The 25,824-nt window shown below is 64.4% G+C and carries 28 protein-coding genes; 11 read left to right on the top strand and 17 right to left on the bottom strand.

The annotated features are described in order from the left end of the window. Positions 1-65: 65 nt before the first annotated feature. The 7 genes from ACZ92H_RS22120 to ACZ92H_RS22150 form a co-directional block, all read right to left on the bottom strand. Positions 66-395, bottom strand: coding sequence for a hypothetical protein (locus tag ACZ92H_RS22120; protein ID WP_131377794.1), 330 nt, complete (start codon positions 393-395; stop codon positions 66-68). 106 nt (positions 396-501) lie between these two features. Continuing rightward, a complete protein-coding gene (locus ACZ92H_RS22125; RefSeq protein WP_131377792.1) occupies positions 502-1,848 on the bottom strand; it encodes a sigma-54-dependent transcriptional regulator in 1,347 nt (448 codons plus the stop codon). Between the two features lie 19 nt (positions 1,849-1,867). Further along, complete coding sequence (locus tag ACZ92H_RS22130) at positions 1,868-3,745, bottom strand: sensor histidine kinase (protein WP_465051035.1); 1,878 nt, start codon at positions 3,743-3,745, stop codon at positions 1,868-1,870. Between the two features lie 243 nt (positions 3,746-3,988). Continuing rightward, positions 3,989-4,780 (bottom strand): ABC transporter ATP-binding protein, encoded by a 792-nt coding sequence (locus ACZ92H_RS22135; RefSeq protein WP_131377788.1) that lies wholly within the window; start codon positions 4,778-4,780, stop codon positions 3,989-3,991. 11 nt (positions 4,781-4,791) lie between these two features. Beyond that, complete coding sequence (locus ACZ92H_RS22140) at positions 4,792-5,601, bottom strand: ABC transporter permease (RefSeq protein WP_465051036.1); 810 nt, start codon at positions 5,599-5,601, stop codon at positions 4,792-4,794. Between the two features lie 27 nt (positions 5,602-5,628). Next, entirely contained in the window at positions 5,629-6,630 is a 1,002-nt protein-coding gene (locus ACZ92H_RS22145; RefSeq protein WP_465051037.1) for an ABC transporter substrate-binding protein, read from the bottom strand. A 401-nt stretch (positions 6,631-7,031) separates the two neighbouring features. Next, the gene (locus ACZ92H_RS22150; protein WP_465051038.1) at positions 7,032-7,271 is read right to left on the bottom strand and encodes a hypothetical protein; all 240 of its coding nucleotides are present in this window, start codon (positions 7,269-7,271) and stop codon (positions 7,032-7,034) included. On the opposite strand from ACZ92H_RS22150, the gene ACZ92H_RS22155 reads away from it, so the two are divergent. The 3 genes from ACZ92H_RS22155 (at position 7,270) to ACZ92H_RS22165 (ending at position 9,450) form a co-directional block, all read left to right on the top strand. Next, a complete protein-coding gene (locus tag ACZ92H_RS22155) occupies positions 7,270-7,497 on the top strand; it encodes a hypothetical protein (RefSeq protein WP_465051039.1) in 228 nt (75 codons plus the stop codon). The genes ACZ92H_RS22150 and ACZ92H_RS22155 overlap by 2 nt on opposite strands. Positions 7,498-7,748: 251 nt before the next feature. Then, positions 7,749-8,249 (top strand): winged helix-turn-helix domain-containing protein, encoded by a 501-nt coding sequence (locus tag ACZ92H_RS22160; RefSeq protein ID WP_010396453.1) that lies wholly within the window; start codon positions 7,749-7,751, stop codon positions 8,247-8,249. A 328-nt stretch (positions 8,250-8,577) separates the two neighbouring features. Continuing rightward, positions 8,578-9,450: a M90 family metallopeptidase gene (locus ACZ92H_RS22165; protein WP_131377778.1), complete on the top strand. Its 873-nt coding sequence runs from the start codon at positions 8,578-8,580 to the stop codon at positions 9,448-9,450. 7 nt (positions 9,451-9,457) lie between these two features. On the opposite strand, the gene ACZ92H_RS22170 is transcribed toward ACZ92H_RS22165, so the two are convergent. Together ACZ92H_RS22170 and ACZ92H_RS22175 are read right to left on the bottom strand one after the other, a co-directional pair. Beyond that, positions 9,458-10,147 (bottom strand): LytR/AlgR family response regulator transcription factor, encoded by a 690-nt coding sequence (locus ACZ92H_RS22170; protein ID WP_465051040.1) that lies wholly within the window; start codon positions 10,145-10,147, stop codon positions 9,458-9,460. Continuing rightward, positions 10,144-11,784, bottom strand: coding sequence for a histidine kinase (locus ACZ92H_RS22175; RefSeq protein WP_465051041.1), 1,641 nt, complete (start codon positions 11,782-11,784; stop codon positions 10,144-10,146). The genes ACZ92H_RS22170 and ACZ92H_RS22175 overlap by 4 nt, the downstream gene beginning before the upstream one ends. A gap of 159 nt (positions 11,785-11,943) precedes the next feature. Between ACZ92H_RS22175 and ACZ92H_RS22180 the strand changes: the two genes are divergently transcribed. The 7 genes from ACZ92H_RS22180 (at position 11,944) to ACZ92H_RS22210 (ending at position 18,333) form a co-directional block, all read left to right on the top strand. Then, a complete protein-coding gene (locus ACZ92H_RS22180) occupies positions 11,944-14,061 on the top strand; it encodes a serine hydrolase domain-containing protein (protein ID WP_465051042.1) in 2,118 nt (705 codons plus the stop codon). 105 nt (positions 14,062-14,166) lie between these two features. Continuing rightward, on the top strand, positions 14,167-14,997 hold the full coding sequence (locus ACZ92H_RS22185; RefSeq protein ID WP_465051043.1) for an ABC transporter substrate-binding protein: 831 nt from the start codon (positions 14,167-14,169) through the stop codon (positions 14,995-14,997). A 20-nt stretch (positions 14,998-15,017) separates the two neighbouring features. Further along, positions 15,018-15,695: an amino acid ABC transporter permease gene (locus ACZ92H_RS22190; RefSeq protein WP_465051044.1), complete on the top strand. Its 678-nt coding sequence runs from the start codon at positions 15,018-15,020 to the stop codon at positions 15,693-15,695. Further along, positions 15,695-16,387, top strand: a complete 693-nt coding sequence (locus tag ACZ92H_RS22195; RefSeq protein ID WP_465051045.1) for an amino acid ABC transporter permease — start codon at positions 15,695-15,697, stop codon at positions 16,385-16,387. The genes ACZ92H_RS22190 and ACZ92H_RS22195 overlap by 1 nt, the downstream gene beginning before the upstream one ends. After that, positions 16,384-17,127, top strand: a complete 744-nt coding sequence (locus tag ACZ92H_RS22200) for an amino acid ABC transporter ATP-binding protein (protein WP_465051046.1) — start codon at positions 16,384-16,386, stop codon at positions 17,125-17,127. Before ACZ92H_RS22195 ends, ACZ92H_RS22200 begins: the two co-directional genes overlap by 4 nt. Positions 17,128-17,233: 106 nt before the next feature. Beyond that, positions 17,234-17,788: a glycine zipper domain-containing protein gene (locus ACZ92H_RS22205; protein WP_131377762.1), complete on the top strand. Its 555-nt coding sequence runs from the start codon at positions 17,234-17,236 to the stop codon at positions 17,786-17,788. Between the two features lie 185 nt (positions 17,789-17,973). Further along, positions 17,974-18,333, top strand: coding sequence for a hypothetical protein (locus ACZ92H_RS22210; protein WP_131377760.1), 360 nt, complete (start codon positions 17,974-17,976; stop codon positions 18,331-18,333). Between the two features lie 31 nt (positions 18,334-18,364). On the opposite strand, the gene ACZ92H_RS22215 is transcribed toward ACZ92H_RS22210, so the two are convergent. Beyond that, complete coding sequence (locus tag ACZ92H_RS22215; protein ID WP_131377758.1) at positions 18,365-19,231, bottom strand: universal stress protein; 867 nt, start codon at positions 19,229-19,231, stop codon at positions 18,365-18,367. An 86-nt stretch (positions 19,232-19,317) separates the two neighbouring features. Continuing rightward, a complete protein-coding gene (locus ACZ92H_RS22220; RefSeq protein WP_131377756.1) occupies positions 19,318-19,638 on the bottom strand; it encodes a hypothetical protein in 321 nt (106 codons plus the stop codon). Positions 19,639-19,869: 231 nt separating this feature from the next. On the opposite strand from ACZ92H_RS22220, the gene phbB reads away from it, so the two are divergent. Further along, positions 19,870-20,640 carry an acetoacetyl-CoA reductase gene (phbB, locus tag ACZ92H_RS22225; protein ID WP_465051047.1) on the top strand — a complete coding sequence of 257 codons (771 nt, stop codon included), beginning with the start codon at positions 19,870-19,872 and terminating at the stop codon, positions 20,638-20,640. A 293-nt stretch (positions 20,641-20,933) separates the two neighbouring features. Here phbB and ACZ92H_RS22230 read toward each other — a convergent pair whose 3' ends face one another. The 6 genes from ACZ92H_RS22230 to ACZ92H_RS22255 form a co-directional block, all read right to left on the bottom strand. Continuing rightward, positions 20,934-21,314: a TraR/DksA family transcriptional regulator gene (locus ACZ92H_RS22230; RefSeq protein ID WP_131377752.1), complete on the bottom strand. Its 381-nt coding sequence runs from the start codon at positions 21,312-21,314 to the stop codon at positions 20,934-20,936. A 110-nt stretch (positions 21,315-21,424) separates the two neighbouring features. After that, positions 21,425-21,844, bottom strand: a complete 420-nt coding sequence (locus ACZ92H_RS22235; protein WP_465051048.1) for a VOC family protein — start codon at positions 21,842-21,844, stop codon at positions 21,425-21,427. A gap of 80 nt (positions 21,845-21,924) precedes the next feature. After that, positions 21,925-22,386 carry a hypothetical protein gene (locus ACZ92H_RS22240; RefSeq protein ID WP_131377748.1) on the bottom strand — a complete coding sequence of 154 codons (462 nt, stop codon included), beginning with the start codon at positions 22,384-22,386 and terminating at the stop codon, positions 21,925-21,927. Then, positions 22,344-23,159: a hypothetical protein gene (locus ACZ92H_RS22245; protein ID WP_465051049.1), complete on the bottom strand. Its 816-nt coding sequence runs from the start codon at positions 23,157-23,159 to the stop codon at positions 22,344-22,346. The genes ACZ92H_RS22240 and ACZ92H_RS22245 overlap by 43 nt, the downstream gene beginning before the upstream one ends. Before the next feature lie 91 nt (positions 23,160-23,250). Continuing rightward, the gene (gene otnI / locus ACZ92H_RS22250) at positions 23,251-24,033 is read right to left on the bottom strand and encodes a 2-oxo-tetronate isomerase (protein WP_465051050.1); all 783 of its coding nucleotides are present in this window, start codon (positions 24,031-24,033) and stop codon (positions 23,251-23,253) included. A gap of 243 nt (positions 24,034-24,276) precedes the next feature. Continuing rightward, positions 24,277-25,650, bottom strand: a complete 1,374-nt coding sequence (locus ACZ92H_RS22255; protein ID WP_131377742.1) for a DEAD/DEAH box helicase — start codon at positions 25,648-25,650, stop codon at positions 24,277-24,279. Positions 25,651-25,824 lie beyond the last annotated feature (174 nt).

Consider the following 25,824-nt stretch of genomic DNA (forward strand, 5'->3'; position numbering starts at 1 on the left):
ATTTCAAAGGACGTGATGATAGCTTGCTTGAAAGTAATGTGGCGCAGCGCTGGAGGAGAAACGCTTTATTTCACGGGGGCGATGGGGATGCTGGGCACCGCTGGCAGCGTGGCCGGTGGCGCGCTGGCCTGGCCGTTGTGCATCTTGTTTTCCGTGTCGGGCGTCGGCTTGCCGCGGCGGCTGCGCTTGTCCGTGCGCGTCTTGGCGGCCTTGCCATCGTGAATGACCTGGCCTTTATTGTCGAGCTTGTCGGACTGGTCCGATTTCTGGCCAGGGTCGTTGGGATTGTTGGTGTGATTGCCCGTCTGGTTCACATTCGTCGTCGACTGGGCTTGTACCCAGGCGCCGCCAACGGTCATCAAGGTGGCGGCCAGCAAGAGAGCGGCGGTTTTCATGGCGGAGTCCTGTGCAAGGTGTTGATGTGAGCTTGCATTGTTGCATGCCCGGCCACCCGCACGGGTAGGACGCCGCCTCATGGCTGTGTCGGCCAGATGCTAGTGATTATCGGAATTGTTCCGTCGAAATATCAAAGCGCTTGAGCTTGTCGTACAGGGTTTTCTTCGGGATGCTCAAGGCGGCGGCCGCATCGATGACGTTGCCGTTATGGCGGCGCAGGGCTTCCTCGATGATGGAGATTTCGAAGGTGTCGACCTGCTCGGCCAGGGAGGCTTCGCGGCAGCCGGCCGGGCTCAGGGTGTCGTCGAGCAAGCCCAGCACGAAGCGGTCGGCGACATTGTGCAGCTCGCGCACGTTGCCGGCCCAGCGCTGCGCCATTAGCGAGCCCAGCAGTTCACCGCTGACGAGGGCGGCCGGCTGCCCATAGCGCAGCGCCGCCTGCAGCACGAAAAACTCGAATAGCAGGGGAATATCCTCGCGCCGGTTGCGCAGCGCAGGCAAGGTCAGGCTGGCAACGTTCAGGCGGTAATACAGGTCGGGGCGGAACTTGCCCTGCTCCGCCAGCACGTTCAAGTCTTCCTTGGCGGCGGCGATGACGCGGAAATTCACGGAAATGAGTTTATTCGAGCCCAGCCGTTCGACTTGCCGCTCCTGCAGCACGCGCAGCAGTTTCACTTGCAGGGCCAGCGGCATGCTTTCGATTTCGTCCAGGAACAGGGTGCCGCCGTTCGCATACTCGATCTTGCCGATGCGCTGGCGCTGCGCGCCCGTGAACGCCCCTTCCTCGTGGCCGAACAGTTCCGACTCGAAGATCGATTCGGGCAGGGCGCCGCAGTTGATGGCGACGAATGGATGGTCGCGCCGCTCGCTGAAGTCGTGCAGGCAGCGGGCAATCAGTTCCTTGCCGGTGCCCGTTTCGCCGAGGATGATGATGTCGGCCGACTTCGGCGCCAGGTTCAGCACCAGCTGGCGCACCTTGGCCATGGCCGCGCTGCGCCCGACGATGCGCGCATCGATGCCGGCGCGGTTTTCCAGCTGTGCCCGCAGCTTCATGTTTTCCAGCACCAGGTGGCGCTTGTCCAGGGCGCGGCGGCACACTTCCACCAGCAGGTCGGCGGAAAACGGTTTTTCGATGAAATCGTAGGCGCCACGGCGCATGGCACCCACGGCCATCGACACGTCGCCGTGGCCCGTGACGAGGATGACGGGCAGGCTGGCATCCTGTGCCACGGCGATATCGAGCAGTTTCAAGCCATCCATGCCAGGCAGCTTGATATCGCTCAATAAAATACCCGCAAATTCGGGGACCAGCCAGGGCAGGGCTTCCTCGGCCGTGGCCACGGCCGTCACTTGCAGTCCCGCCAATTCCAGCGATTGCCGCGCGCCCTTGCGCACGACGGCGTCGTCTTCCACCAGCAGCACTTGCATGCCGTCAAAATTATTCTCGTGCATCCGAACCTCAGTCTCTGTTCTATTCCCCCGAGTCGCAGCTCAGGGTGATGGTAAATTGCGCGCCGCCCCCTTCCGCGGCGCTGCGGTTGCGCACGGCCAGCGCGCTGCCGGCCGCCCGCAGTATGCCTGCGCTGATCGACAAACCCAAGCCCAGTCCGTGTTCCTTGGTGGTATAGAAGGGATCGAAGATCTTGTCCAGCGACGCGAGCGGGATGCCGGGGCCATTATCGGTGATATGGATCACGGCCAGTGTGCCTTCGCGCCGCACTTGCAGCCAGATCTGCACGGGCTCGTTTTCCGGCACGGCATCCATGGCGTTCGTGATCAGGTTGCTGAACACTTGCTCCAGGCCGATGGCGTTGCACAGCACGATGATATCGTCTTCGAGCCAGCTTTCATGCAGGGTCAGGCGCTGCGAATTCTTGCGCGTGCGGATCTGCAGCATGGTTTGCGCGAACGCCTGGCGCACGCTGACGGGTTTGCGGGCATCGTCGCTGCGCCGCGCAAAACCTTTTAATTGCGACGTCACGTAGCCGAGGCGCTTGACGAGGTCGGAAATGGTCGACAGGTTGTCCAGCGCATCGTCGATGCGCCCGCGCGTCAACAGCACCTTGGCATTGTCGGAAAAGGTCTGCAGTGCGGCCAGCGGCTGGTTCAGCTCGTGGGTGACGCCGGCCGCCATCTGGCCGATGGCCGCCAGCTTGCCGCTTTGTACCAGCTCCGCCTGGGCGTAGCGCAAGGTCTGTTCGGCCCGCTCGCGCTCCGCCACTTCCGCCTGCAGGCGGCCATTCGCGTGCACGAGGTCGGCCGTGCGCTGCTCGACCTTGATTTCCAGCTGTTCATAGGCGCGCGCCAGGGTTTGCTGCGCGTTCAGGCGCTCGTCGATGCGGCGCCGGCGCTGGCGCGCATACATCAGGGCCAGCAGTAGCAGGGCCCAGCCCAGCGCGGCGGCGATGGCCGCGTTGCGTGCCGCCTCGTTCACCTGGTCGAGCTCGGCCAGCACGGTGATTTGCCACTGCAGCGGGCCCAGTGCGCGGTGCACGGCCAGATAGTCCACCTTGTCGGCGTTGCCGGACAGGGCCGGCGCATCGCCCGATTGCGGACGCTCCAGCGTCATCACGCTGGCGCCGTCGGAAAACTGGCGCTGCACCCTGTGCGGCAGGATGGGCAGGTTTTCTTGCAGGAACTGGCGCTGCTCGCTGATGTCTTTCTTCGCGGCCGGCGACAAGGGCGCCAGGGTCTTGAATTTGAAGGCTTGCGTGGTGGCCAGGATCAGGACGCCATTCGCATCCTTGACCCAGATCTGCTCGCCGGCGCCCGGCGTGCGCCACGATTGCTCGATCCAGTCCAGGTTGACCTTGGCGGCGACGATGCCGAGGATGCGTCCGTCGCGCTGCACGGGCTGGGAAATGAAATAGCCGGCTTCAAAGGTGGAGGCGCCGATGCCGTAGAAGCGGCCGATGCCGCCCGCGATGGCATTCTTGAAATAGGGCCGGAAGCCGTAGTTGACGCCGACATACGAGCTGCGGTCCTGCCAGTTGCTCGAAGCCAGGGTCGTGCCCTTGTCGTCGAGCACGTAGACGGCAAAGGCGCCCGCGCGGCGGTTGATGTCGATCAGATAGGCATTGATCTGCGCGACCTTGTCGGGAGTCGGCTGCTCAAGCAGTTGCGCCACGGCATCGCTCTGGGCCACGGCCAGGGGCAGGAATTCGTACTTGTTGAGGGCGCCGCCGATGGATGCCGCATACAGCTCCGCGCGCGAATCGAGCGTGCGGTGCAATTCATCGAGCTGGCGCTGCTGCACCCAGGCATACGACGCCCACGTCAGCACGGCCAGCGAGCCGATGGCCAGCAAGGGGCCCAGCGCTGGTCTCAAGGTCCATTTGCCGAATGCCATGGTGCTCCGTGTGTCGGGTTAAGCTTGCGTGTGCCGCAAAGAAGGAATGGTAGTGTACGGCGGGATTTACCCCGACTGGGGGGAATCCAAACTAAAGTCTGACATGCAAACTTGCAGCGTCTGACACAACCGTAGCGAGCGGACGGGAGAGGTGGCCGAGAAGCGCAGCCGTACTTGAGTACGGTGAGCATCGCAGGCCGCCTATACCGACGCGCAGTAGGTTTGGTCAGACGCAACCATCCACTAATCAGCCGTGCTGGCCATCGTTTCGGCATTGTGATGCCGCTGCTGCTCTTCCATCACCATCTCGCCCAGCATGCGCTTCAGGCGGTTGAACTCGGGGTCGCTCGGGTCGCGCGGGCGCGGCAGTTCGATGGCCACGTCGCGCTTGATGGTGCCGGGACGGTAGGTCATGACGATGGTGCGGTCGGCCAGGTAGATCGATTCTTCGATCGAGTGCGTGACAAACACGATGGTGGTGCCGAACACTTTCCAGATTTTCAGCAATTCGTCTTGCAGGTTGCGCCGCGTCAGGGCATCCAGCGCGCCGAATGGCTCGTCCATCAGCATGATGGGCGAATCGAGGGCCAGCACGCGGGCGATGGCCACGCGCTGGCGCATGCCGCCCGACAAGTCTTTCGGATAGCGGGCACGGAATTCCGTCAGGCCCAGCATGTTGAGCAGCATGTCGACCCGTTCCTTGATCTCGGCTGGCGTCTTGCCGGCGATTTCCAGGCCGAAGGCGATATTGCTTTCGATCGTCATCCACGGGAACAGCGCATATTCCTGGAACACCATGCCGCGGTCGGGACCGGGTTCGGTGATCAGCTTGCCGCCGGCCAGGATCTGTCCCGACGTCGGCTGCGAAAAGCCGGCGATGGCGTTGAGCAGGGTCGACTTGCCGCAGCCCGATGGCCCCAGCAGGCAGATGAACTCGCCGCTGGCGATTTCCAGGTTGATGTCCTTCAGGGCGATCACGTCCGCGCCGCCCGTGGTGAAGATCTTGTTGACTGCTTTGATGCTAATGGTGGTCATGGCCGTTCCTCTCAGTGTTCCAGGCCGCGGTGCCACTGCAGCAAATGATTATTCAGGGCATTCATGGCGATATCGATAGCCAGGCCGAACAGGCCGATGGTAAACATGCCGGCGATAATCTTGTCGGACCAGAAGTACTCGCGCGCTTCCAGGATGCGGAAGCCCAGGCCGCTGTTGACGGCGATCATTTCCGCCACGATCACAACGATGAAAGCCGTGCCCATGCCGATGCGCGCGCCGGCCAGGATGTAGGGCGTGGCGGCCGGCAGGATGACGCGGCGGAACATGGTCATCTGGCTGGCGCCCAGGTTGCGCGCGGCGCGAATATAAATGCCGTCGACCTGGCGCACGCCGGCGATGGTATTCATCAGCACGGGGAAGAAGGAGCCGATGCTGATCAGGAAGAAGGCGGGCGGATTGCCCAGGCCAAACCACAAAATCGCCAGCGGAATGTAGGCGATCGGCGGAATCGGACGCAGCACCTGCACCAGCGGGTCGAACAGTTTATAGATGGTCTTGTTGGTGCCCATCAGCAAGCCCAGCGGCAAGGCCAGGCCGGCGCCGATGGCGAAGCCGCCCAGCACGCGCGACAGGCTGGCCCAGGCGTCGTGCGGCAGTTCGCCGGAGAACATCCACACCAGGTAATTGCCCGTTTCCGGCGTGTACGCTTCCATCGGCATCAGGTATTCATACCACTTCACGAGCACGGCCACGGGCGAGGGCAGGATTTGCGGATTGATCCAGCCAAACGTGGACATGGCTTGCCACAGCAACAGCACGGCGACGGGCACGGCGGCACCGTGCGCGAAGCGTTTCATCATTTGAATATTCATCGTGACACTTTCAGATTAGCGTGGAGCGTAGGACTTCTTGGCTTTTTCCAGCAGGTCCAGCTTGACCCAGTCCTTGGCGGCAGGCGGTTTGGCCATGCGGCCCACGCCGAATTTCACCATGTAATCGGTGGTCAGCTGCACGTGGCTCTGGGTGATGTCTTCCGTGAAGATGGCGTTGTCGATGGCGTCGCGGTAGTCTTCGCTGGTGATCTGGTTCTTGAACATCGATTCGCGCACGTATTTTTCCGCCAGTTTCGGGTCGGCCAGGAAGGCGCGCGTGGCGGCCACGAAGCAATCCATGAAGCGCTGCGCCACGGCAGGTTTTTCTTTGTACATCTTTTCCGTCATCACCAGGGCGCGCACGGGCTCGCCCAGCGGCGTGTCATACGGCTTGATGATGGCCGCGCCGTATTTCTTGTGGATGGCCTGTGTCGAGTACGGCTCGGACTGGCTCATGGCGTCGATATCCTTGGTCAACAGGGCCTGGTTCAGGTCCGGGTAGCCCATGTACAGGATCTGCACGTCCTTGCCCGGCTTGTCGGACCAGGTCAGCTTGGCCTTGGTCAGTTCGGCAAACAGCAGGATTTCCTGCGGGCCGCCGCGCGTGACGCCGACTTTCTTGCCTTTCAGGTCGGCGATGCCCTTGATGTTCAGGTCGGGACGGCCGACGATCTGCACGCCGCCCTTGGCGAAGCCGCCCACGAGGTAGACGGGCAAGCCCGTGGCGCGGCCCGTGATGGCCGCTTCCAGCGCGCTGGCCGACACATCGACCTCGCCGGCGATCATGGCCGGGACGATGTCGAGGCCCTTGGCGAAGATGCGTTCTTCGATCTTCAGGTCGTATTTCGGCGCGATTTCCTTCATGTACGCGACAGCGCCGTAATGGGCGAATTTCAGGTTGCCCAGGCGCACGACATCAGCCGCGTGGACGGCCAGCGGGAATTGCGCGGCCAGCGCGACGGCGACGGCCAGGGCTTTGGTGTTCAGGAAGGACGAGATGCGGAAGGTGCGTGCCATGCTGTTGTCTCCAAAAAAGGTAGATGGTTTTTATATTCGCTCAGGCTGCCGCTCTGTGGCGGTTATGAAAATATAAAAGCATCTTCCGTGCCAGTGGAGCGCATTTCGGCACTTATTGCAAGTGATTGTTTATAAAGGTTTAATTTGAATCTATTGAAATGAGGAAATATTGAAATTCCGCTTTTCCGCAAGAGTGCGGTAAATGGCGTGCGGTTTGCCGCATTTCCGGCGCGGTGAAACGGGCGTTGCGCGGCGCCGTGCGTACGCGCGCGGGTGAACCTAAATGCTCCGGCCCACTCCAATCGTAAAAAAACGCGTTGCAAAAAAGCTGGCAACGCGTAACTCCCCCGTGGAGTAGGGGCGGCGCCGCGCGGGCGCCTGATGGGTGGCCTGGGCTGGCCTTATTTTGCCGGCGCCGTGGCGGGCGGCAGCGCGGGCGCCGTGGCGGGATCGGTGAGGGGCGCAGGTGGCGCGCCATTGCCCGGGCCCGATTCCGGTACGGCCGGATTGACGGGGGCAGGCATCACTTGCGGCGCGGAACTGGGCGTGGGCGCCGTTTCGGGCAGCGGCGCTTCGGCGGGTTTTTTACAGGCGGCAAGGGCAAGCAGGGCGGTGGCGGCCAGCAGAGAGGCGATTTTCATGATGGTTCCTTTGCAAGAGTTTGTCGCAACGCGAACAGCAGGCGGTGCCAGGGGCCAGGTGCTGGCATGGGGACCGCGCATGAGGCTTGAATTTATTGCAAGAGGGCTGGTGCTTCTGTTCGCTATCTCACCTAGTGCGCTGTATGCCCGGGCGGAAACGGGAGGAAGGAGGAAAACAATTCCACATGGAAATATTTTTCACTTTCTTGCTTCTAATGTTCGTTAACGCACAGACCAGCAGGGGGCGGCACTGGCATTCTTTGGTCAGACGCCTTGGATTTGTGGCTTTCTGGCATAAAAATTGCCAAGAATTTAACAATCCGGGCTACCGGTAATCGTTAAAAAAGGAGTATTCAAATGCATGCAATGACTCAGTCTCACGTGAAGAGCGAATTAAAGGCAGCGCACCAGGAACTTCGTAGCCCCGAAAAAGGCTCGCAAATGGTTGAACGCGCAGCACCGATCCCCCCGGAGCGCATGAATCCCATTTCCATGGCACCGATCGAGCGCGTGCGTTCGACGTCCGCCACCCTGCGCCGTATTGAAAACATGCAAAAGCTGATCGGCGAACTGTCGCTGCACGAGATGCTGGCTGATGAAATCGCCTGGTTCCTCAAGTTTTCGCCATCGGGCGCCCGCAAATACATCCGCGACCTGCGCGAAGCGGGCGTGATCGAACTGGCACGCTACATCGAAGGCACTGCCACCTACCTGGGCAAGGCAGTGTACCAGCTGACCCCCGACCCTGAGCGCGTGCGTGCCTTCCTGGCCGCCATCGTGCAGCCAAAACGCGAAGGCGCGCCACCGCGCAAGGACCGTCCCGGCCTGCGCGAGCAAAGCATGGCAGGCAGCGGCCGTCACTTCCACATCCTGGCCGATGACACGCATTACGCCATCCGCGTCAATCGCGGTCCCGTGACGCGCGATCCGCTGGTGGCGGCCCTGTTTGGTGCGCCGCAGCAAAAGGCTGCTGAATAAGAGCGGCAGCGCCTGGATGGCCGCCTGGCGGCTGCCCGGCGGAATGCTGTAGTTCGTATTATCAGAAGCATGTTGAAAGCCGGGTTGCAACCCGGCTTTTGGCGTTGTGCCGCAGCGTGGCCTGGCACGCTGCGCCTGCACGCTTAGACGCGCTTGGACGCGTTTTGGCAGTGCCTTAACGGTGCTTGATTGAAAAGAGTGCAAGCATCCCCATGTGGGCTGGACTGCTGCCCGCGCCGCGCGGGTCCACTTGAAGGAGCTTGTCCTTGTCTGCCTACGCCGCCTTGTTATCGTTCCCGCCAACGCGCTGCCTGAAACGGGGCGCGGCATGAATCCGCTGCTGTGGATCGCCCTCGTCACGGCCGCCATCGTTTTCTCGCTGTGGTTTCCCCGCTGGCGCCTGCAGCGCGCCCTGGCGAAACCCTTGCCGCCCGAAGGGCTGGCCGTGCTGGAAAAGAATATCCCCGTGTATCGCCGCATGCCGGCGCCGCTGCAGGAACAGTTGCGCCGTCTCGTGGTGCAGTTCCTGTACCAAAAGAAATTCGTCGGCTGCGGCGGCCTGGAGATCACGGACGAGATGCGCTACACCATCGCCGGCCAGGCCTGCCTGCTGCTGCTCAATCGCCAGACGCAGGTATATCCCGAGCTCGACACCATCCTCGTGTATCCCACGGAATTCATCGTCACGCGCGACGAGGTGGGGCCGGGCGGCGTCGTCACGCCCTCGGCGAACGGACTTTTGGGCGAATCGTGGGGCGATGGCCGCGTAGTGCTGGCCTGGGACCACGTGCAGCGGGGCGCGGCGGACTGGACGGACGGCCACAACGTGGTGCTGCACGAATTCGCCCACCAGCTCGACAGCGAATCGGGCGCCGCGAATGGCGCCCCGTATTTGCCGAACGTGTCGAGCTACCGCAGCTGGGCCACGGTACTGTCGCGCGACTTCGATAATCTGCGCCATGACGCCATGGTCCAGCAGCAAAGCGTGATGGACCATTATGGCGCCACCAACCCGGCTGAATTCTTTGCCGTGGCGACGGAAACCTTCTTTGAAAAGCCTTACCAGATGGCCGAGCACCATGCAGAACTGTACGCGCAATTCCTGCAGTACTACAAGGTCGACCCGCGGGACTGGATGGCGCCCCCCGTGGAAGCTGAACACATGGCCTCGCCATTTCCCAACTACGCGCCGCACTGGTAATCCCGTATTAAGCCAGCAGTCGCTGCTTCAGCTGCGGATAGCTGCTGCGCGACACGGGAATTCCCGTGCTGGTGTGCGTGTCGAGCACGTACTTGCCGCCCGCCCCGATTTGTAGGCGCTTGAAACCGAGGCTGTTGACGATGTAGGAGCGGTGCACGCGCAGGAAGTGCGGCGGCAGCAGGGCCATGAGTTTGTCGATAGCCAGATCATGAAAGCATTGCTCGCCGCTGCGCAGCACGATGTTGCTGTAGTGGCCGTCGGCCTGCACGTGGTCGATCTCGGACATGGCAATCCATTCCAGCGCACCCCGTTTCTTCAGCGCCAGCGAGGCGGGCGGCGTATGCCGCCCGACATAGCGCTGCAAGGCCTTGTGCAGGCGCTCGCGGCTGAAGGGCTTGGCGACAAAGTCGAGCACGCCAAATTCGAAGGCAGTGATGGAGCATTCCGCGTGGGCCGCGACGATGATGGTCTGGAACGGGGCAGAGGGGAGCAGGCGCAGCAATTCATAGCCATCCGCGCCGTGCAGCTGCAAGTCCAGCAGCAGCAAGTCGCAGCCATCCTGCCGCAAGGCGGCCAGCGCCTGTGCCACCGTGTCGTGCAGGGCCACCGCTGTCAGCTGGGAGCCAAAATGCGCGCGGACCTCGCGTTCCAGGCCGCACGCGATCAGCGGTTCATCTTCCAGTATCAAAATTCTCATGGCGGCACAGGTATGCTGAAAGTGAGATGCCAGCCCTGTTGCTGCGGCGCGCAGTCGTAGCGGGCGCTGTCGCCAAACACGGCATACAGGCTGGTGCGGATGTACTGTTCTCCCATGCCGCTGCCCGCATGCTGGCGCGGCTCGCCCATGGGTAGCGACAGGGTGAGCAACTGCGTTTGTTCGCGCTTTTCCAGTTGCAGCAGAAAGTAGGCGCCATGGCGGTAGCGGTTGTGGCTGAACGCATTTTCCAGTGCCGTCAGCAGCATGGCGGGCGGCACGCGGATGCCCGCCGTCTCGCCATCGACCTGCAGGCTGCAGGGCTGTTGCAGCCGCGTGGCCATGATGTCCAGGTAGTTGTGGCACAGGGCCAGTTCCTGCGCCAGGGCAATGCTGGGCTGCTGCGCAAACTCGTTGAGCATGCGCAATTCGGCGCCCAGCGCCTCGATGAACGCCTCGGCCGCCGCCGGCGCCTGGGCATGCAGTTCGCTGATCAGGCTCAGCGAGTTCATCAGGAAATGCGGCTGCATGCTCTTGCGCAAGAGCTGGTTTTCCAGCTGCTGCGCGCGCGCCGCGCTGTCCCGTTCGCGCAGCAGCTGCGCCAGCAACTGGGCGCACAGGGGCAGCAGCAGCAGGCATACCACGACGGCAAATCCCCCCTCGGCAAATTGCCTGTCCGCCAGCCAGAACAGGGCGCACGCCGCCACCGCGATGGCCGTGCCGCTCCGGCTGCCTGGCAGGCGCTGCCGCAGGGCGGCCAGGTTCATGCCCAGGCTGGCCGCCAAGCCGGCGAAAAACATCAGCCGGCACTGGCTGTCGAAATGCGTGGCCAGCGCGCCCGCCAGGGCGATGCCCGGCAGCAGCAGGGCGGCCGCCAGCCAGGCCCGGCGGTAGCGGTAGGCCGCGTGGAAATACAGCGGCAGCAGGGCGGCAAACAGCCAGGTGAGGCCGCTGACGGCATACAGGCGCGCAAGATGCGCGGGATAGGCGTAGCCGGCGATGCCGCGCCAGCTTTCCGCTACCAGCAGCAGGGCGGCGGCCAGGCATAGCGCCGCGAACACTGCCCAGTGCGGGCGCCGCCGGTAGCGCAGGGTCAGGCCCAGGAAGAGCAGGGCGATGGCGCCCAGTGCGCCGGCCAGCAGCAGGGGCGGCAGCTTGCGCCACGCCTGCGCCGCCTGGTAGGCTTGCTGCTCCTGCAGCCATAGCGCATGCAGAGGCGTGTCCAGGCGCGCCGGCACCCGTTGCGTCGACAGCCGCAGGCGCAGCTGGTGCGTGCCGGCGGCCAATTGCCGTGGTGCCAGGGGGAAAACGACATCGATGTTGCCCGGGCGTTCGTCGGCCGCGCGGGACGCCGGCTGGCCATTGCTGCCGATCAAGACGCCATCGAGCCAAACTTCGCTGGCGGCCAGCGCCGACAGCACCAGCACCTGCGTGGACGACGGCGTGGCGGCCAGGACCAGGTCGCGTTCGACGCACAGCAGCTGGCCCCGCTTGAGCAGCTGGTGCAGCGGAGCGACGGGCGCTGCGGGAGCGCTGCCGCAGGCGCGCCAGCCATCGTCGAGCGACAGCCTGGCCATGCCCATGGCAAGGGAGGGCAGGGCCAGGCAGCACAGCAGCAGGGCGCGGAGGAGTGGGGGCATGGCGGGCATTGTAGCTGCTTATTTGCAACATATTGGCGCCCGCCCGTGCCGTTCATGCGCACAGCGTGCATTTCGTGCACGGCCCGCCACCGGCGCGTGAAATCCTTTTACCATGCAGCAGCGCCGCGCGGTGGACGGGGCGATACGGGGGAAAGATCGATGATGCAATGCAGCAAATATGACTGGTCCGCCGGCGCGTTCGCGCTGGCGCTGCTATGCGGCCCGGTGCAGGCCGGCGCCGCATCGGCGCCTTCCGCCGCGCTGGCCGCGCGCCTGGCCGCTTTCGACGGCTGGGTGGCGCAGCGCATGGCCAGGGAACGCATGCCGGGCATGACCATCGGTTTCATGCAGGACGGGGTGACGTGGGTGCAGGGCTATGGCTATGCCGACCTGGAAAACCGGGTGCCGGCGACGCCCAGGTCCAGCTATCGCCTCGCTTCCGTCACCAAGCCCATGACGGCGGTGGCCATCCTGCAACTGGTGGAGCAGGGCAAGGTCGACCTCGACGCGCCCGTGCAGACCTATGTGCCGTATTTCCCCGTGAAGGCGTTTCCCGTCACGGTGCGCCAGCTGCTGGGCCACCTGGGCGGCATCGACGCCTACCGCAATCCTCAGGCCGAGCAGCATTTCAAGGAACACAAGACGACGCGCCAGTCCATCGCCGTCTTCGAGCACTTCGACCTGATCGCCGAGCCTGGCACGCGCTACCGCTACACCAGCTACGGCTACAACCTGCTGGGCGCCGTCATCGAAAGCGCCTCGGGCGAAAGCTATGGCGGCTACATGCGGCGCCACGTGTGGCAGCCGCTGGGCATGGACGCCACCGTGATGGACGACCCCGATGTCGTGATCGCCCACCGCGTGCGCGGCTACCGGCTGGCCGGCACGCAGGTGCGCAATGCGGAATTCGTCGACATCAGCAGCCGCTTCTCGGCCGGCGGCACGCGTGCCAGCGTTCCCGACATGCTGGCCTTCGGCCAGGGCATCCACGACGGCAAGGTGCTCTCGGCGGCCAGCCTGGCGGCCATGGTGCAGCCCATGGCCACGCGCGCGGGCCGCCTGACGGACTACGGCATGGGCTGGGAAACGTATCCCACGGGCGGGCGCTACGTCATTTCGCACAGCGGCCAGCAGCCCGAAACGGCGACCTACCTGTTCAGCTTTCCGTCGCGCCGGCTGACGCTTGCCGTCGCAGCCAACCTGGAACGGGTGAATACGGAAGCGTTCGCGCAGCGCCTGTTCGAGGTGGTCACGGGCGAGCCGTGGCAGCTGAAAACCTATGTTGCCGATACCGCCGCGCAGCGCCATTACCGGGTGGCGCAGGGCCTGTTCGAGGAGGGCCGCGCGTACGCCGAGCGCACGCGGGCACCCTATGCGGACGGGGCCGCCACGCGCGCCGCCTTCCAGCAGATCAACGGGCAAGCCCTGGCGCCCGACGCCGCGGCGGCGCGCCCCTTCATCGACGCGGCCCGCCATCCGGCCGGCGGCCGCGTTTTCCTGGCGGCCGGCGCCGGCATGGCCGAGGCCTTGCGCGCTTCGGGCATCGACCTGGACCGGTATTCGCGCGGCGGCGCACTGGCCTTTGCGCGTGACTACGTGCGGCTGTCGCAAGGCGCACCGGCAGGCGCGCTGCCCCGCTTCGAGCCCGCCTTCGAGCAAGCCGTCGCGGCCCTGGCAAGCAGCTGGGACCGCACGGGGGCCATCGCCTGGCCGGCGGCGCCCGTTTCCGTCGCCACGCTGGACGCGACCTTGCGCGCGGCCTTCCGCGGCCAGCGCGCCTATCCTGATTTCATGCCCGAGCTGCTTGAGCTGGCGCAAACCGCGGCTGCGCGGGGCGACGCCGGCGACGCGCTGGCGGCGGGCAGGCTGGCCGTGGCCCTGTATCCGCTCAGCGACGGCGCGCATGCGCTGCACGGCCTGGCCTTGCTGCGCGCCGGCGCCACCGACGCGGCCATCGCCGCGCTGCGCCTGGCGCTGGAACGCGACCCTCTGGGCGCGGCCAGCCCGGCGGCGCTGAACGGCGCAGCCTACCGGCTGCAAGGCGAAGGCGCCATCGGGCCGGCGACGGCCGTGCTGCAGGCGGCCGTGCGGCTGCATCCGCGCGACGCCAACCTGCACGACAGCCTGGGCGAGTTGTATGCGGAGCAGGGGCTGCGCGCGCAGGCCCTGGCGGCGTACGGGCAGGCATTGCGGCTCGATCCCCGCTATCCGGGCGCTGCGGGGGCGAAGGCGGCGATGCGCCAGCTGGGTGGCGAGAGCGCCGTGCCCACGCCATGATGGCGCTTAGATGATTTACGCATAAACAAGGGTGAAAAGATTCCTTTTTGGAAATAAGGGCGCTGCGGTCTAATGGCGCCATTCATTAGCCACCAGAGGAATCCCATGCAGACCCGTCTTCACTTCGCCGCCCTTCTTTTCACGACGCTTGCCTTTGCGCAGGTGGCGCAAGCCGACCAGCTGGCCAGCATCAAGGCGAAGGGCGAACTGGTCTGCGGCACCCTGGGCACGGACGAGCCGAACAGCTTCATCGATGCCAAGTCGCGCGAGCTGGTCGGCTATGAAGTGGACCTGTGCCGCGCCATCGCCAGGAGCCTGGGCGTGAAGCCGGTGATCAGGCAACTGGCCGTGGCTGCCCGCATTCCCGAACTGCAGCAGGGCAGGGTGGACATCCTCACGGCATCCTTGACGCACAACAAGGAGCGCGAAGCGCTGGTCGATTTTTCGCTGTCGACGTTTTACACGGGCCAGCGCGTGCTGGTGAAAAAGAGCAGCAATATCACCAGCGTCGCGGGACTGGCCGGCAAGAAAGTGCTCACCGTCAAGGGCGGCACGCAGGAACCGAATATCCGCAAGGCCGTGCCCGGCGTGGACGTGGTGACGTTCGAGACGGCGGGCCAGGCCTACCTGGGTTTGCAGCAAGGCAAAGGCGTCGGCTATGTCGACGATGAAGTGTCCCTGCTGAACAATTACGCCAAGCTGGGCGCCGCGCAAAAAAACTACGTGGTGCTGCCGCAAAACATCAGCCAGGAAGTCTTTGCCTTCGGCATCCGCAAGGGCGAGACGGGCTTCAAGACGGCCGTCGACAACGTGCTGCGCAGCCTGGAAAAGTCGGGCGAGGCGGAGCAGCTGTTCTTCAAATGGTATGGCCCCACGAGCAACGTCAAATTCCAGAAGCGCACATTTAAAATCGAGTCGGACAAGATCAACGCCTGAGCCTGGCCTGACGCTTCCCCATGTTTGACCTGAACTTTCTGCTGTCCGGCGACTACCGCGACTGGCTGCTGTCCGGCCTGCTGCTATCCCTGCAACTGATGGGCATCACCTTGCTCTTGTCCTTGCCGCTGGCGTGCGGCGTGGCCATGCTGCGCCTGGCGCCGTCGCGGCTGCTGAACGGGCTGGGCGCCGCGTATGTCGAGCTGATCCGTAACGTGCCGCTGCTGGCGCATCTGCTGTTCTGGTATTTCGGCGCGCCCGAGCTGCTGCCCGAGGCGTGGAAGGAGCGCTTGTACGCTGGCAATATCGAGGCTGCCAGCGCCATCACGGCGCTGACCTTGTATACGGCCGCCTACATGGCCGAGGATATCCGCAGCGGCATCCGCGCCATTCCTGCCCAGCAATTTGAAGCGGGCCGCGCGCTGGGCTTGAGTTTTCTGGCCACCATGCGCCTGTGCATCTTGCCGCAGGCGCTGCGCCTGGCCGCGCCGCCGCTGTTGTCGCAAACCCTGAACCTGTGGCAAAACACCAGCATTGCCACCGTCATCGGCGTGGCCGAGCTGATGTACCAGACGCAGCGCGTGGAAGCGGCCTCGTTCCGCAGCGTGGAGGCCTTCGTGTTGGCCAGCGCGGCCTACCTGGCCGTCTCGCTGGCCCTGTCCGGCCTGGCGGCTCTGCTGCAAAAAAAGGTGGCCTGATGCTGGAACTGCTGCACGATTACTGGCTCTACTTTCTGGTGGGACGCTATCCGCAGGGGCCGTTGGGCGGCCTGGCGCTGACGGTGCTGCTGGCCAGCCTGGCCCTGGTGCTGAGCTTGCCCTTGGGATTGCTGCTGGGCCTGGCCCGCCTCAGTCCGTGGCGCGCGCTGCGCTGGCCCGTCACGGCGCTGATCCACGTGGTGCGGGGCATCCCCTTGCTGCTCGTTATCTTCTGGGCCTATTTCTTCCTGCCCAGCGTGACGGGACATGAAAGCGGGCAGTTCGGCACCATGCTGGCGGCCCTGGTCCTCTTCGACGGCATTTACCTGGCCGAGATCGTGCGCGCGGGCGTGCAAGCCGTGCCGCGTGGCCAGGTGGAAGCGGCCCGTTCGCTGGGCTTGAGCTACCTGCAGAGCATGCGCGCCGTGGTGCTGCCCCAGGCGCTGCGCCACATGCTGCCTTCGCTGGTGAACCAGTTCGTCTCGACCATCAAGGAAACGTCGCTGGGCACCATCATCGGCCTGGCCGAAGTGTCGTTCATCGCCTCGCAAGTCAACGGCCTGGTGCTGACGAAACCCGTGCAAGTGTATTTCCTGCTGGGCATGAGCTACTTTGTTTTATGTTTCAGCCTGTCGCGCGCCGCCTTCTGGCTCGAGCGGCGCCAGGTGCGTATCTTGAAAGCGGCAGCATGATCAACTTTGACAACGTCCACAAATACTATGGCGGCTATCACGCCTTGAACGGCATCGACGGCCACGTGGCCAGGGGCGAGGTGCTGGTGGTGTGCGGCCCGTCCGGCTCCGGCAAGTCGACCCTGATCCGCACCATCAACCGCCTGGAGCCGATCGCCTCGGGCCGCATCACGGTGGCGGGCCAGGACATTCACGCGCCGGGACGCGACGTGAACGCCTTCCGCTCGCATATCGGTTTTGTCTTCCAGCAATTCAACCTGTTCCCCCATTTGTCCGTGCTGGACAATTGCACGCTGGCGCCGCAGCGTCTGCGTGGCCTCGGCCGGCGCGCAGCGGAAGAGCGGGCGCTGGGCCTGCTGGAGCGGGTGGGCCTGGCGCACAAGGCGCGCGCCATGCCGGTGGCCTTGTCGGGCGGCCAGCAGCAGCGCGTGGCGATTGCCCGCGCGCTGGCCATGCAGCCGCCGCTGATGCTGTTCGACGAGCCGACCAGCGCGCTGGACCCGGAAATGGTGGGCGAAGTGCTGCAAGTGATGCGCGACCTGGCGCAGGGCGGCATGACGATGGTGTGCGTCACGCACGAGATGGGTTTTGCGCGCGAAGTGGCCGACAAGGTCTGGTTCATGGACCAAGGCCGGGTGCTGGAGCGGGCCACGCCCGACGACTTTTTCACGCGGCCGCAACACGCGCGCGCGCAGCAATTCCTGTCCGATATCCGCAGCCCGTTTGGCGTGCCGGCCTGAGGATTTTTGGGCTGTGTGCGTAAGCGAACGGTGCGCCGCGGCGCGCAGGCGCACGCTGCCTGTCAGTGGCGCGCGGTGCGCCAGCAGCCGACCAGGAGGGCAGATCATGTCACGCATCATTGCAGGTCATTTTCAGTTGCAGGAACAAATCGACGCCGCGCGCGCCGCGCTGAACCAGGCGGGATTTTCCGACAGCCGCATCAGCGCTTTTTTTGTCAACCAGCCTGGGCAGCATGACCTGCACGCGCTCGGTGGCGACCGCGACATGTCGCCGGGCGCCAAGGAAACGCCCGAGGGCGTGGCGGAAGGCGCGGCCGTGGGTGCTGCCGTGGGCGCCGGCATCGGCGCGGCCACGACACTGGCGACAGGGCCGCTGGGTCCGGTCGTCGGCGCGCTGGTGGGTGCCCACGTAGGTTCGCTCTACAGTTTCAATAAGATGAAGGGGGCGGGCGAGCCGGAGGAAAATGGCGAAAACCGCCGCCAGCCCCGCCATCCGGGCATGCTGATCGCCGTGGCCTTGAGCGGGCTCGACGAGCGCGAGCGGGCGCTCGAGGCGCTGCACCGGCTGGGCGCCGAGCATATCGAGGAGGCGGAAGGCACCATCGCCAATGGCGACTGGCACGACTTCGACCCGCTCAGCATCCCCGTGCTGGTGGCCTGATCTGGCGCTGGCGCCACGCACGAAGCCATAAATGCCGCGCTGCACGAAATTTAGGTATTATTCTTGTTAGTATTGGTAATCAATGCCGACAGGGATAGTTCCTAGCGCCCCGAGCCAGACAGGACCAAGGTGACTGCCCGTAATAATGCCTCGCATGCTAACGAGTATGGATAGGAGGGCGCGTCATGACACAGGCATGGTTCATTCTGACTCGGGCCGATGGGCGCGACATCTGCGCGCCTTCGCCATCGCAGCTGGCCGAGGCGCTGGCCGAGGTCTACCGGGGCACCGCCGTCGCGCCGGATGGCAGCCCGGCCGCCGTCTTGTTGCGTTTTGGTTACGACGATGGCTTGATGTACCAGGTCGAAGTCGCTAGCGGAGGCGAAGTCACTTTCGAGGAATGGTCGGACCGCGATTGCGAAATCGCGCTGGCCAGCCCGCGCCGCATGTCGGCCCTGCCGCAGGACGATGCGCTGCAGCTGTGGCAATGGCTGGCGCAGCGCCAGGTGGCGAAGATCCGCAGCCAGCCGTGGCAGGGAGGCTAGCCGTCCGCTCCCGGCCGGGTGGGCGCTGGCGCTAGTGCGCCATCAGCACGGGAATCGTCATGCTCTGCAATATCGTGCGCGTGACGCCGCCCAGGATGGTTTCGCGCAGGCGCGAATGTCCGTAGGCCCCCATCACCAGCAGATCGGCCGACAGGTCGGCCGCCTGCGACAGCAGCGCCTCGCCGATATCGCCGCGCCGCACGCCACCGCCATCGAGCAAATGCACGCGCGCATTGACGCCGTGGCGCCCCAGGTATTGCAGCAGTTCCGCACCCGGCCGTTCGCCATGCTCGGCCGCATGCACCTGGGCATCGAAGATGGCCACGTGCACCTGTTCGGCGCGCTGCAGCAAAGGCAGGGCGGCACTGACGGCGCGGCTCGCTTCCTTGCTGGCATTCCAGGAAATGAGCACGTTGCGCGCAGCCGCCGGCGGCGCCAGCAGGGGCAGTGGCGGCGCATATGGCACGATCAGCACGGGCCGCCCCGAATGCAGCAGTACATACGCTGGGAAATCGCGCATCACGGATGGTGATTTATCCTTGGCATTGTATTGGCTGATGACCACCAGGTCCGCATAGCGGGCCAGCAAGCTCATGCCGCCAGCCGCCTCGTCATCGACCACGCGCTGCTCGAACGACGCCACGCCCGCCGCGCGCACTTGCTGCTCGAAACCATCGAGGGCGCGCGCGGCCCGTTCACGCAGGAAATTCAGGTGCAGCGCCAGGTTCGGGTCCGCATCGAGGTCGGGCTGGTTCTGGTACAGCAGGCGCGACACGCCCGTCAGCGCCACGCCCGTCAGGTGGCCGCCGCACGCTTGCGCGATGCTGGCGGCGGCGTCGATGCGGGCGCCGCGGCTGGCGCTGTCGTCAATATGGAGCAACACGGTTTTATACGTCATGGCCTGGCCTCTCGCTGTGGAGTAAGCCCCATTCTGGCACAGTCACGGACGCCGGCCGCGCACGCCTGAGGACGGCGCCCTGGGCATCAGCTCATGGCGATGATGATGATATCCGCGTCGCAATTGCGGTAATGAATCACGATGACGATGATGCGCCGCAACTGCGCCGCCTTTTGCGCCACGGTCAGCATGGCGCGGTCGGCGCGGTTCTTCATGGTCACCTGCACTTGCGAAGCATCGCTGACGGGAATGCCCATGGCCTTCAGGGCCGCCTTCGGATTGGCCATCAGGGCCAGCGCGTGCTGTGGATCGAGTTCGGCCTGATGCACCGATTCCACGTCGCTCATGCCGGGATTGATATCGTTGAACAAATCCCTCAATGCTTCTGTGTCGTCCTGGATTTCCATCGCGTTCTCCTGTGATTCCTGCCATCAGGCAAAGTTTGCACGGCTTGCCTGCCGAGGTGCCGTCACCTCATGGATGAGTGTAGTTTTATGCACTCACCATGCATGGACACGGCGCAGGCGGACGCTGCAATTTACAGGCTCAGCTTTTGATCTGGCGCAATGCCTCCTTCAAAAGTGCCACCTACACTTGATTCCACGCAGAACAACCATAACAAGCGGGGAGAGACAAGCATGGCTGAATCAAGTGCATCAAGCACGGCTGGAAAAAAAGTGGCCCTCGTCACGGGCGGCATGGGCGGACTGGGCACGGCCCTGTGCCGCCGCCTGCATGCGGCCGGCTTGACGGTCGTGGCGGCGCATACGCCGGCTAATGCGCGCGTGGAAAATTGGCTCGATGAGCAGCATGCGCAAGGGTATTACTTTCATCCGCTGGCCATCGACGTGACGGATTTCGCCGCCTGCCGCGAGGCCGTGGGGCGCGTGCTGGGGCAGTTTGGCAGCGTCGACGTGCTGGTGAATAATGCCGGCATCACGCGCGACCAGAGCATGCGCAAGATGGAGTTGCCGCACTGGTCCGAGGTCATGCGCACCAACCTCGACAGCCTGTTCAACATGAGCAAGCAGGTGCTGGAACCCATGCTGGAAAAAAAATGGGGCCGCATCATCAATATCTCGTCCGTGAATGGCCAGAAGGGCGCGTTTGGCCAGTGCAATTATGCGGCCGCGAAAGCGGGCGTGCATGGTTTCAGCAAGGCGCTGGCGCTGGAAGTGGCGCGCCATGGCATTACCGTCAACACGGTCTCGCCCGGCTATTTGCGCACGCAGATGGTGATGGACGTGCCGGCCGACATCATGGCAGGCAAGATCCTGCCGCAGATTCCCCTGGGCCGCCTGGGCGAGCCGGAAGAAGTGGCGGCGCTGGTGGCCTATCTGGCGTCGGACGAGGCGGCCTTTGTCACGGGCGCGAACATCGCCATCAATGGCGGCCAGCACATGAGTTGATCAGGCTTGCCGTCGAGGCTGGAAAGCTTGAAACAGGGCAATGGCAGTGGAGGAGACGCGCCTGCCCAGCCGGCACGCACGATGCTGGCGGGCGGCGGATGGCAGCAGCGTGGTATGGCAGTGCGCCAACGTAGGAGAGGTGGCAAAGGCTGCAAGCAAAAGCAGCAAACAAAAGCAGCAAACAAAAGCAGCAAGCAAAAGCAGCAAGCAAAAGCAGCAGACAAGGGCAGCAAGCGAGGGGCAGGGCAGCGATGCCCTGCCCCTTGTGGTGACTTCGGGACACGGCCTGGGCGTTACGGCACGCCGCGCCGGGCCTTTTCCAGGCGGGTCTGGCAATCGATGCACAGGCGCGCTTCGGGGCGCGCATTCAGGCGCGACAGGCCGATGGACTCGCCGCAATTGTCGCACAGCCCGTAGCTGCCGTCGGCCATCCTGGCCAGCGCCTGCTTGACGATGGCCAGTTGCGCCAGATTGTGCTCGGCCGCTTCGCTGACGAGGGCGTTCAAGGTGCGCACGCTGGCATTGTCGGCCGGCGATGCTTCGATCTCATTGAGCAGCGAGGCGCGCGCGCCTGCTTCGGCCATCTCGCCATCGATTTGTTCCAGCAGCGCCTGCTTGCGCTGCTCCAGCACGCCTTGCAGGCGCAGCAGCTGATCTTGCGGCAATCCATTCATGGCAGTCATCCGGTAGGAGTCTCTCCTAGTATGGTAGTCCAAGATCGCCACGTCTGCTTGCGCTACTACCCGCGCCGCGTTTGAGGCGGCGCAGGCAGGCAAGGGGCATTCTATGCTGGCTGTTTCAGGCAGTTGATCATCCACGCCACGCCGAACTGGTCTTTCAGCATGCCGAAGCGCTTGGCCCAGAAGGTTTCCTGCAGCGGCATCTGGACGTTGCCATCGCGCGCCAGGGCGTCGAAGGCCCGCTCCGCTTCTTCCGGCGTGTCCAGGGTCAGGCAAACCGAGCAGCCGCTCATGCCCTTGGCGGCATCGCCGGGGCAGCCGCCGTCCGAGCCCATCAGCATGGTGGGACCCAGCTGCACGGAGCCGTGCATGATCTTGTCGTACCAGTCTTCCTTGACTTGCTCCTGGCCGGGCGAGCCGCGAAACGGCATCAGGCACAGGTCTTCGCCCTGCAGGTGCTGGCGGTAGTATTCCAGCGCTTGCGCGCAGTTTCCATCGAATTGCAAATACGGTTCGATACGCATGTTGGTCTCCTCTGGTCGCCCCGCCGGCCTGATTGCCATGCGGGGACGTCCCAGTATAGACGCTGGGTGGCCGAATTCAATCAGTCTGGCGCCATCTCTTGCAGGCGCTCACGCACCTTGCCCACGGTGCTGAGGATGCGTTCGGGATTGCCGGCAAGGACGGCGCTGCCCATGTGCAATAAACTCGTGGCCAGGCTGATCCAGTGCCGTACGTCATCGTTGCGGGCAATGCTCAGGCGTACCGTGTCGAGCAGGCCGCTGAGCTGGCGCTGTGCCGTGTCCAGGCCGGCGACGGTATGCCCGGCAGCATCGGCATACAGCTGGTTGGCTTGCTGGCGCAGGGCGACTTCCAGCGCGAACACGGCTTGCGCCTGGCTGTGGCTGATGCCGAGCTCTCCCTGGCTGGCGCGCCGGCGGATGGCGCGCATGACGGCGCCATGCAAGGTGACGGCTGCCTGCGACAGGCTGTCGGCCAGTTGCTCCACGCGCATGGCACTGCTCAGGGCTGCTTCGCGGCGTTCGCTGCCAGGTGATCCGTCCATCGTGCCTCCGTGGTGGTGAGGGCGGCGGCCAGGCGCGCATGTTCGCGCCCCAGCGCCGCCAGTTGCCGCCGTGCCAGGGTGTGGCGCAAGCCGGCCAGGCGGTACTCTTCGCTTTTGCTGTGCTGCAGGCTTTTCGCCAGCACCCGCAGCAAGCGCTGCGGCGGCGTGTCGGCATAGGCGATATCCATTTCCAGCAGTCCCAGCACCACGTCGCGTTCGTTGTCGCCGCTCTTGTCGTACAGCATCAGCAAGTGGTCGAGCGCGGCCAGCAGCGCTTGCAGGGGGGCGTCGCCCTCATGCAGCACTTGTGCCAGGCGCGCCTGCTGGCCGGCCGCGCCGCCGAGGCGCGATAGTTGCTGCAGCAACAGGGAATACGCGCTGACATGGCGATCGTCGATGCCGCTGCCGGGCCAGGCGCGCAGGGCGGCGCCGGCGCTGCCCAGCTCGGGGGCAATGTCATACGCATCGGCATTGGCCAGGCGCGCCAGCGCCTGCAGGTACAGCCGCACGGCCTGTGCCAGCCGTTCCACGTCCGCCTGCGCGGCGCGGCGCTGGATGTCGAGCAGGCGTTCGCGTGCATCTTGCGCGGGAGACAGGTAAGGGCGCACGCGCTGGTAGCTGTCGACGTGGCGCTGCGACAGCTCGCCAAAGGCGCTCAAGGCGTCGCCGCCGGCCGCCAGGGCGCGCACCTGCGCCAGCTCCGTGCCCGGACTGGCGCAGCCGCACAGCAGCAGGCAGACGATGGCGCCATAACGGGCACAGAAGGAAGACACGGCACCTCGCGATACGTTGAAATACTGTACGGAAAGGTATTGTGATTCCAGCCTGCCGGGGCTGTCTTGTGCGGGCGCAAGCGCCGTGCGATCAGCCTGTCGTCAAGTTCCCGCGCCAGCCCAGTCCGGCGACCGTGTCGCCGCTGGGGCGGTATTCGCAGCCGACCCAGCCCGTGTAGCCGACCTGGTCCAGCAGCTTGAACAGGTGGCGGTAATTGATCTCGCCCGTGCCCGGTTCGTGGCGGCCCGGCGTGTCGGCGACCTGGATGTGCCGGATCAGGGGCAGCAGGGCGCGGATGGTGTTGCTCAGCTCACCTTCCATGCGTTGCATGTGATAAATGTCGTACTGCAGGAAGACATTGCCGCGCTGGCAGTCGGCGATGATGTCGGCCGCCTGCTGGCTATGGTTGAGGAAGTAGCCAGGCATGTCGTAATGGTTGATCGGTTCGATCAGCACGTTGATGCCATGCGGACGGCAGGCGTCGGCCGCAAATTGCAGGTTGCCGATCAGGCTTTGCCGCGCCCGCTCCAGGCTCATGCCGGCTGGCACGATGCCGGACATGCAGTGCAGTTGCGTGGCCCCCAGCGCCAGCGCATAGTGGATGGCCAGCTGCACGCCGTTGCGAAATTCCTCGCCCCGTCGCGGATCGCAGGCGATGCCCCTTTCCCCCCGTTCCCAGTCGCCCGGCGGCAGGTTGAACAGGGCCAGCTGCAATTGATGCTGGTCCAGCTGCGCGGCGATCTGCCGCGCCTCGACGGCATAGGGAAACAGGAATTCCACCGCATCGAAGCCCGCCTTGCGCGCGGCGGCAAAGCGCTCGAGGAAGGGCAGCTCGGTAAACAGCAGGCTGAGATTGGCGGCGAAGTTCGGCATGGTCTGGGCGCGAAGGGGATGATGACCCTATCCTAGCCCAAATCGGCAAATGGTGGCGGGCATGAAAAAACCGTTCCAGAAACAAGTCCTGGAACGGTTTTTAGCTTTGCGATCAACGTTCAATACATGGTTGAAAACCGTCGCGAGCGGGAGTGATATCGGTTCGAGTAGCACAGCCGTACTGAAGTACGGCGCACAACGGAGAATCGATAGCGCCCCGCGCAGTAGGTTTGCAACCGTGTATTAGCGGCCGCGGCCGCCGGAACGGTGGTTGGCCGCCGAACGCGGCGCATTGCCCGAACGGTTGCCGCCGCCACCGCCGCCGCCCGATGGACCGGCGCTGCGTGGCTTGGCACCGCCGCCACCGGTTTTCACGCGCACCACGGCGCCGGCTGGCGCGCGGCTGTTGTTGCGGTGGCCACCGGTGCCGCTGCGCAATTGCACAGGTTGGGCACGTGCCGTCGGGTCCGGTTCAAAGCCAGCGATCACTTCACGCGGCAGCGTTTGCTTGATGAGCTTTTCGATGTCTTTCAACATTTCGTGCTCGTCCACGCAGACCAGCGACACGGCTTCGCCCTTGGCGCCGGCACGGCCCGTGCGGCCGATACGGTGCACATAGTCTTCCGGAATGTTCGGCAAGTCATAGTTGACGACGTGCGGCAACTGGTCGATATCGATGCCGCGCGCGGCGATGTCGGTGGCGACCAGCACTTGCAGGGTGCCATCCTTGAACTCGGACAGCGCGCGCGTGCGCGCCGACTGGCTCTTGTTGCCGTGGATGGCCAGGGCGCCGATGCCGTCCGCGCCCAGCTGTTCGACCAGCTTGTTCGCGCCATGCTTGGTGCGCGTAAACACCAGCACTTGCGTCCAGTTGTTCGACTTGATCAGGTAAGACAGCATCGGGTGCTTCTTGTCGCGGTCGACGGGATGGATCTTTTGCTTGATCACTTCCACGGTCGAATTGCGGCGCGCCACTTCGATCATGGCCGGCTTGTTCAGCAAGCCGTCGGCCAGGGCCTTGATCTCTTCCGAGAACGTGGCCGAGAACAGCAGGTTCTGGCGTTTCGGCGGCAGCACGGCCAGCACTTTCTTGATGTCGCGGATGAAGCCCATGTCCAGCATGCGGTCGGCTTCGTCGAGAATCAGGATTTCCACTTTCGACAGGTCAACGGTGCCCTGGCCCATGTGGTCCAGCAAGCGGCCCGGCGTGGCGACGAGGATGTCGACGCCATGTTTCAGCTGCTTGATTTGCGGGTTGATGCCGACGCCGCCGAAGATCACGGCCGAGTTCAGCTTGGTGTACTTGCTGTAGGCGCGCACGCTTTCCTCGACCTGCGCGGCGAGTTCGCGCGTCGGTGCCAGGATCAGGGCGCGGATCGGGCGCGTCGAGGTGTTGCTGGTGATGGCTGCGCCGTTCGCGTCGGTGGACAGGCGGTGCAGCACGGGCAGGGTAAAGCCGGCCGTCTTGCCGGTACCGGTTTGTGCGCCGGCCAGCAAGTCGCCACCAGCGAGCACGGCGGGAATCGCCTGCGACTGGATCGGGGTCGGCACGGTGTAGCCGTGTTCGGTAACGGCACGTACGATAGCGTCGGACAATCCGAGGGAGGAAAAGGACATGGTAACTTTATTGTGAGATCGGCCTGTCGCCATCGTGGGGCGCCAGTCGCAGGCAATCAGATTAGGGGTCGAAAGACAGCGGCAAGGGGACTGGTCATATGTGCCGCACACGCGAAGTATAACAGCCTGGCAAAAAAGCGCCTGCTTTGTTTCAAGTTTGCAATGCCACAAGTA

Source organism: Janthinobacterium foliorum (assembly GCF_978021625.1).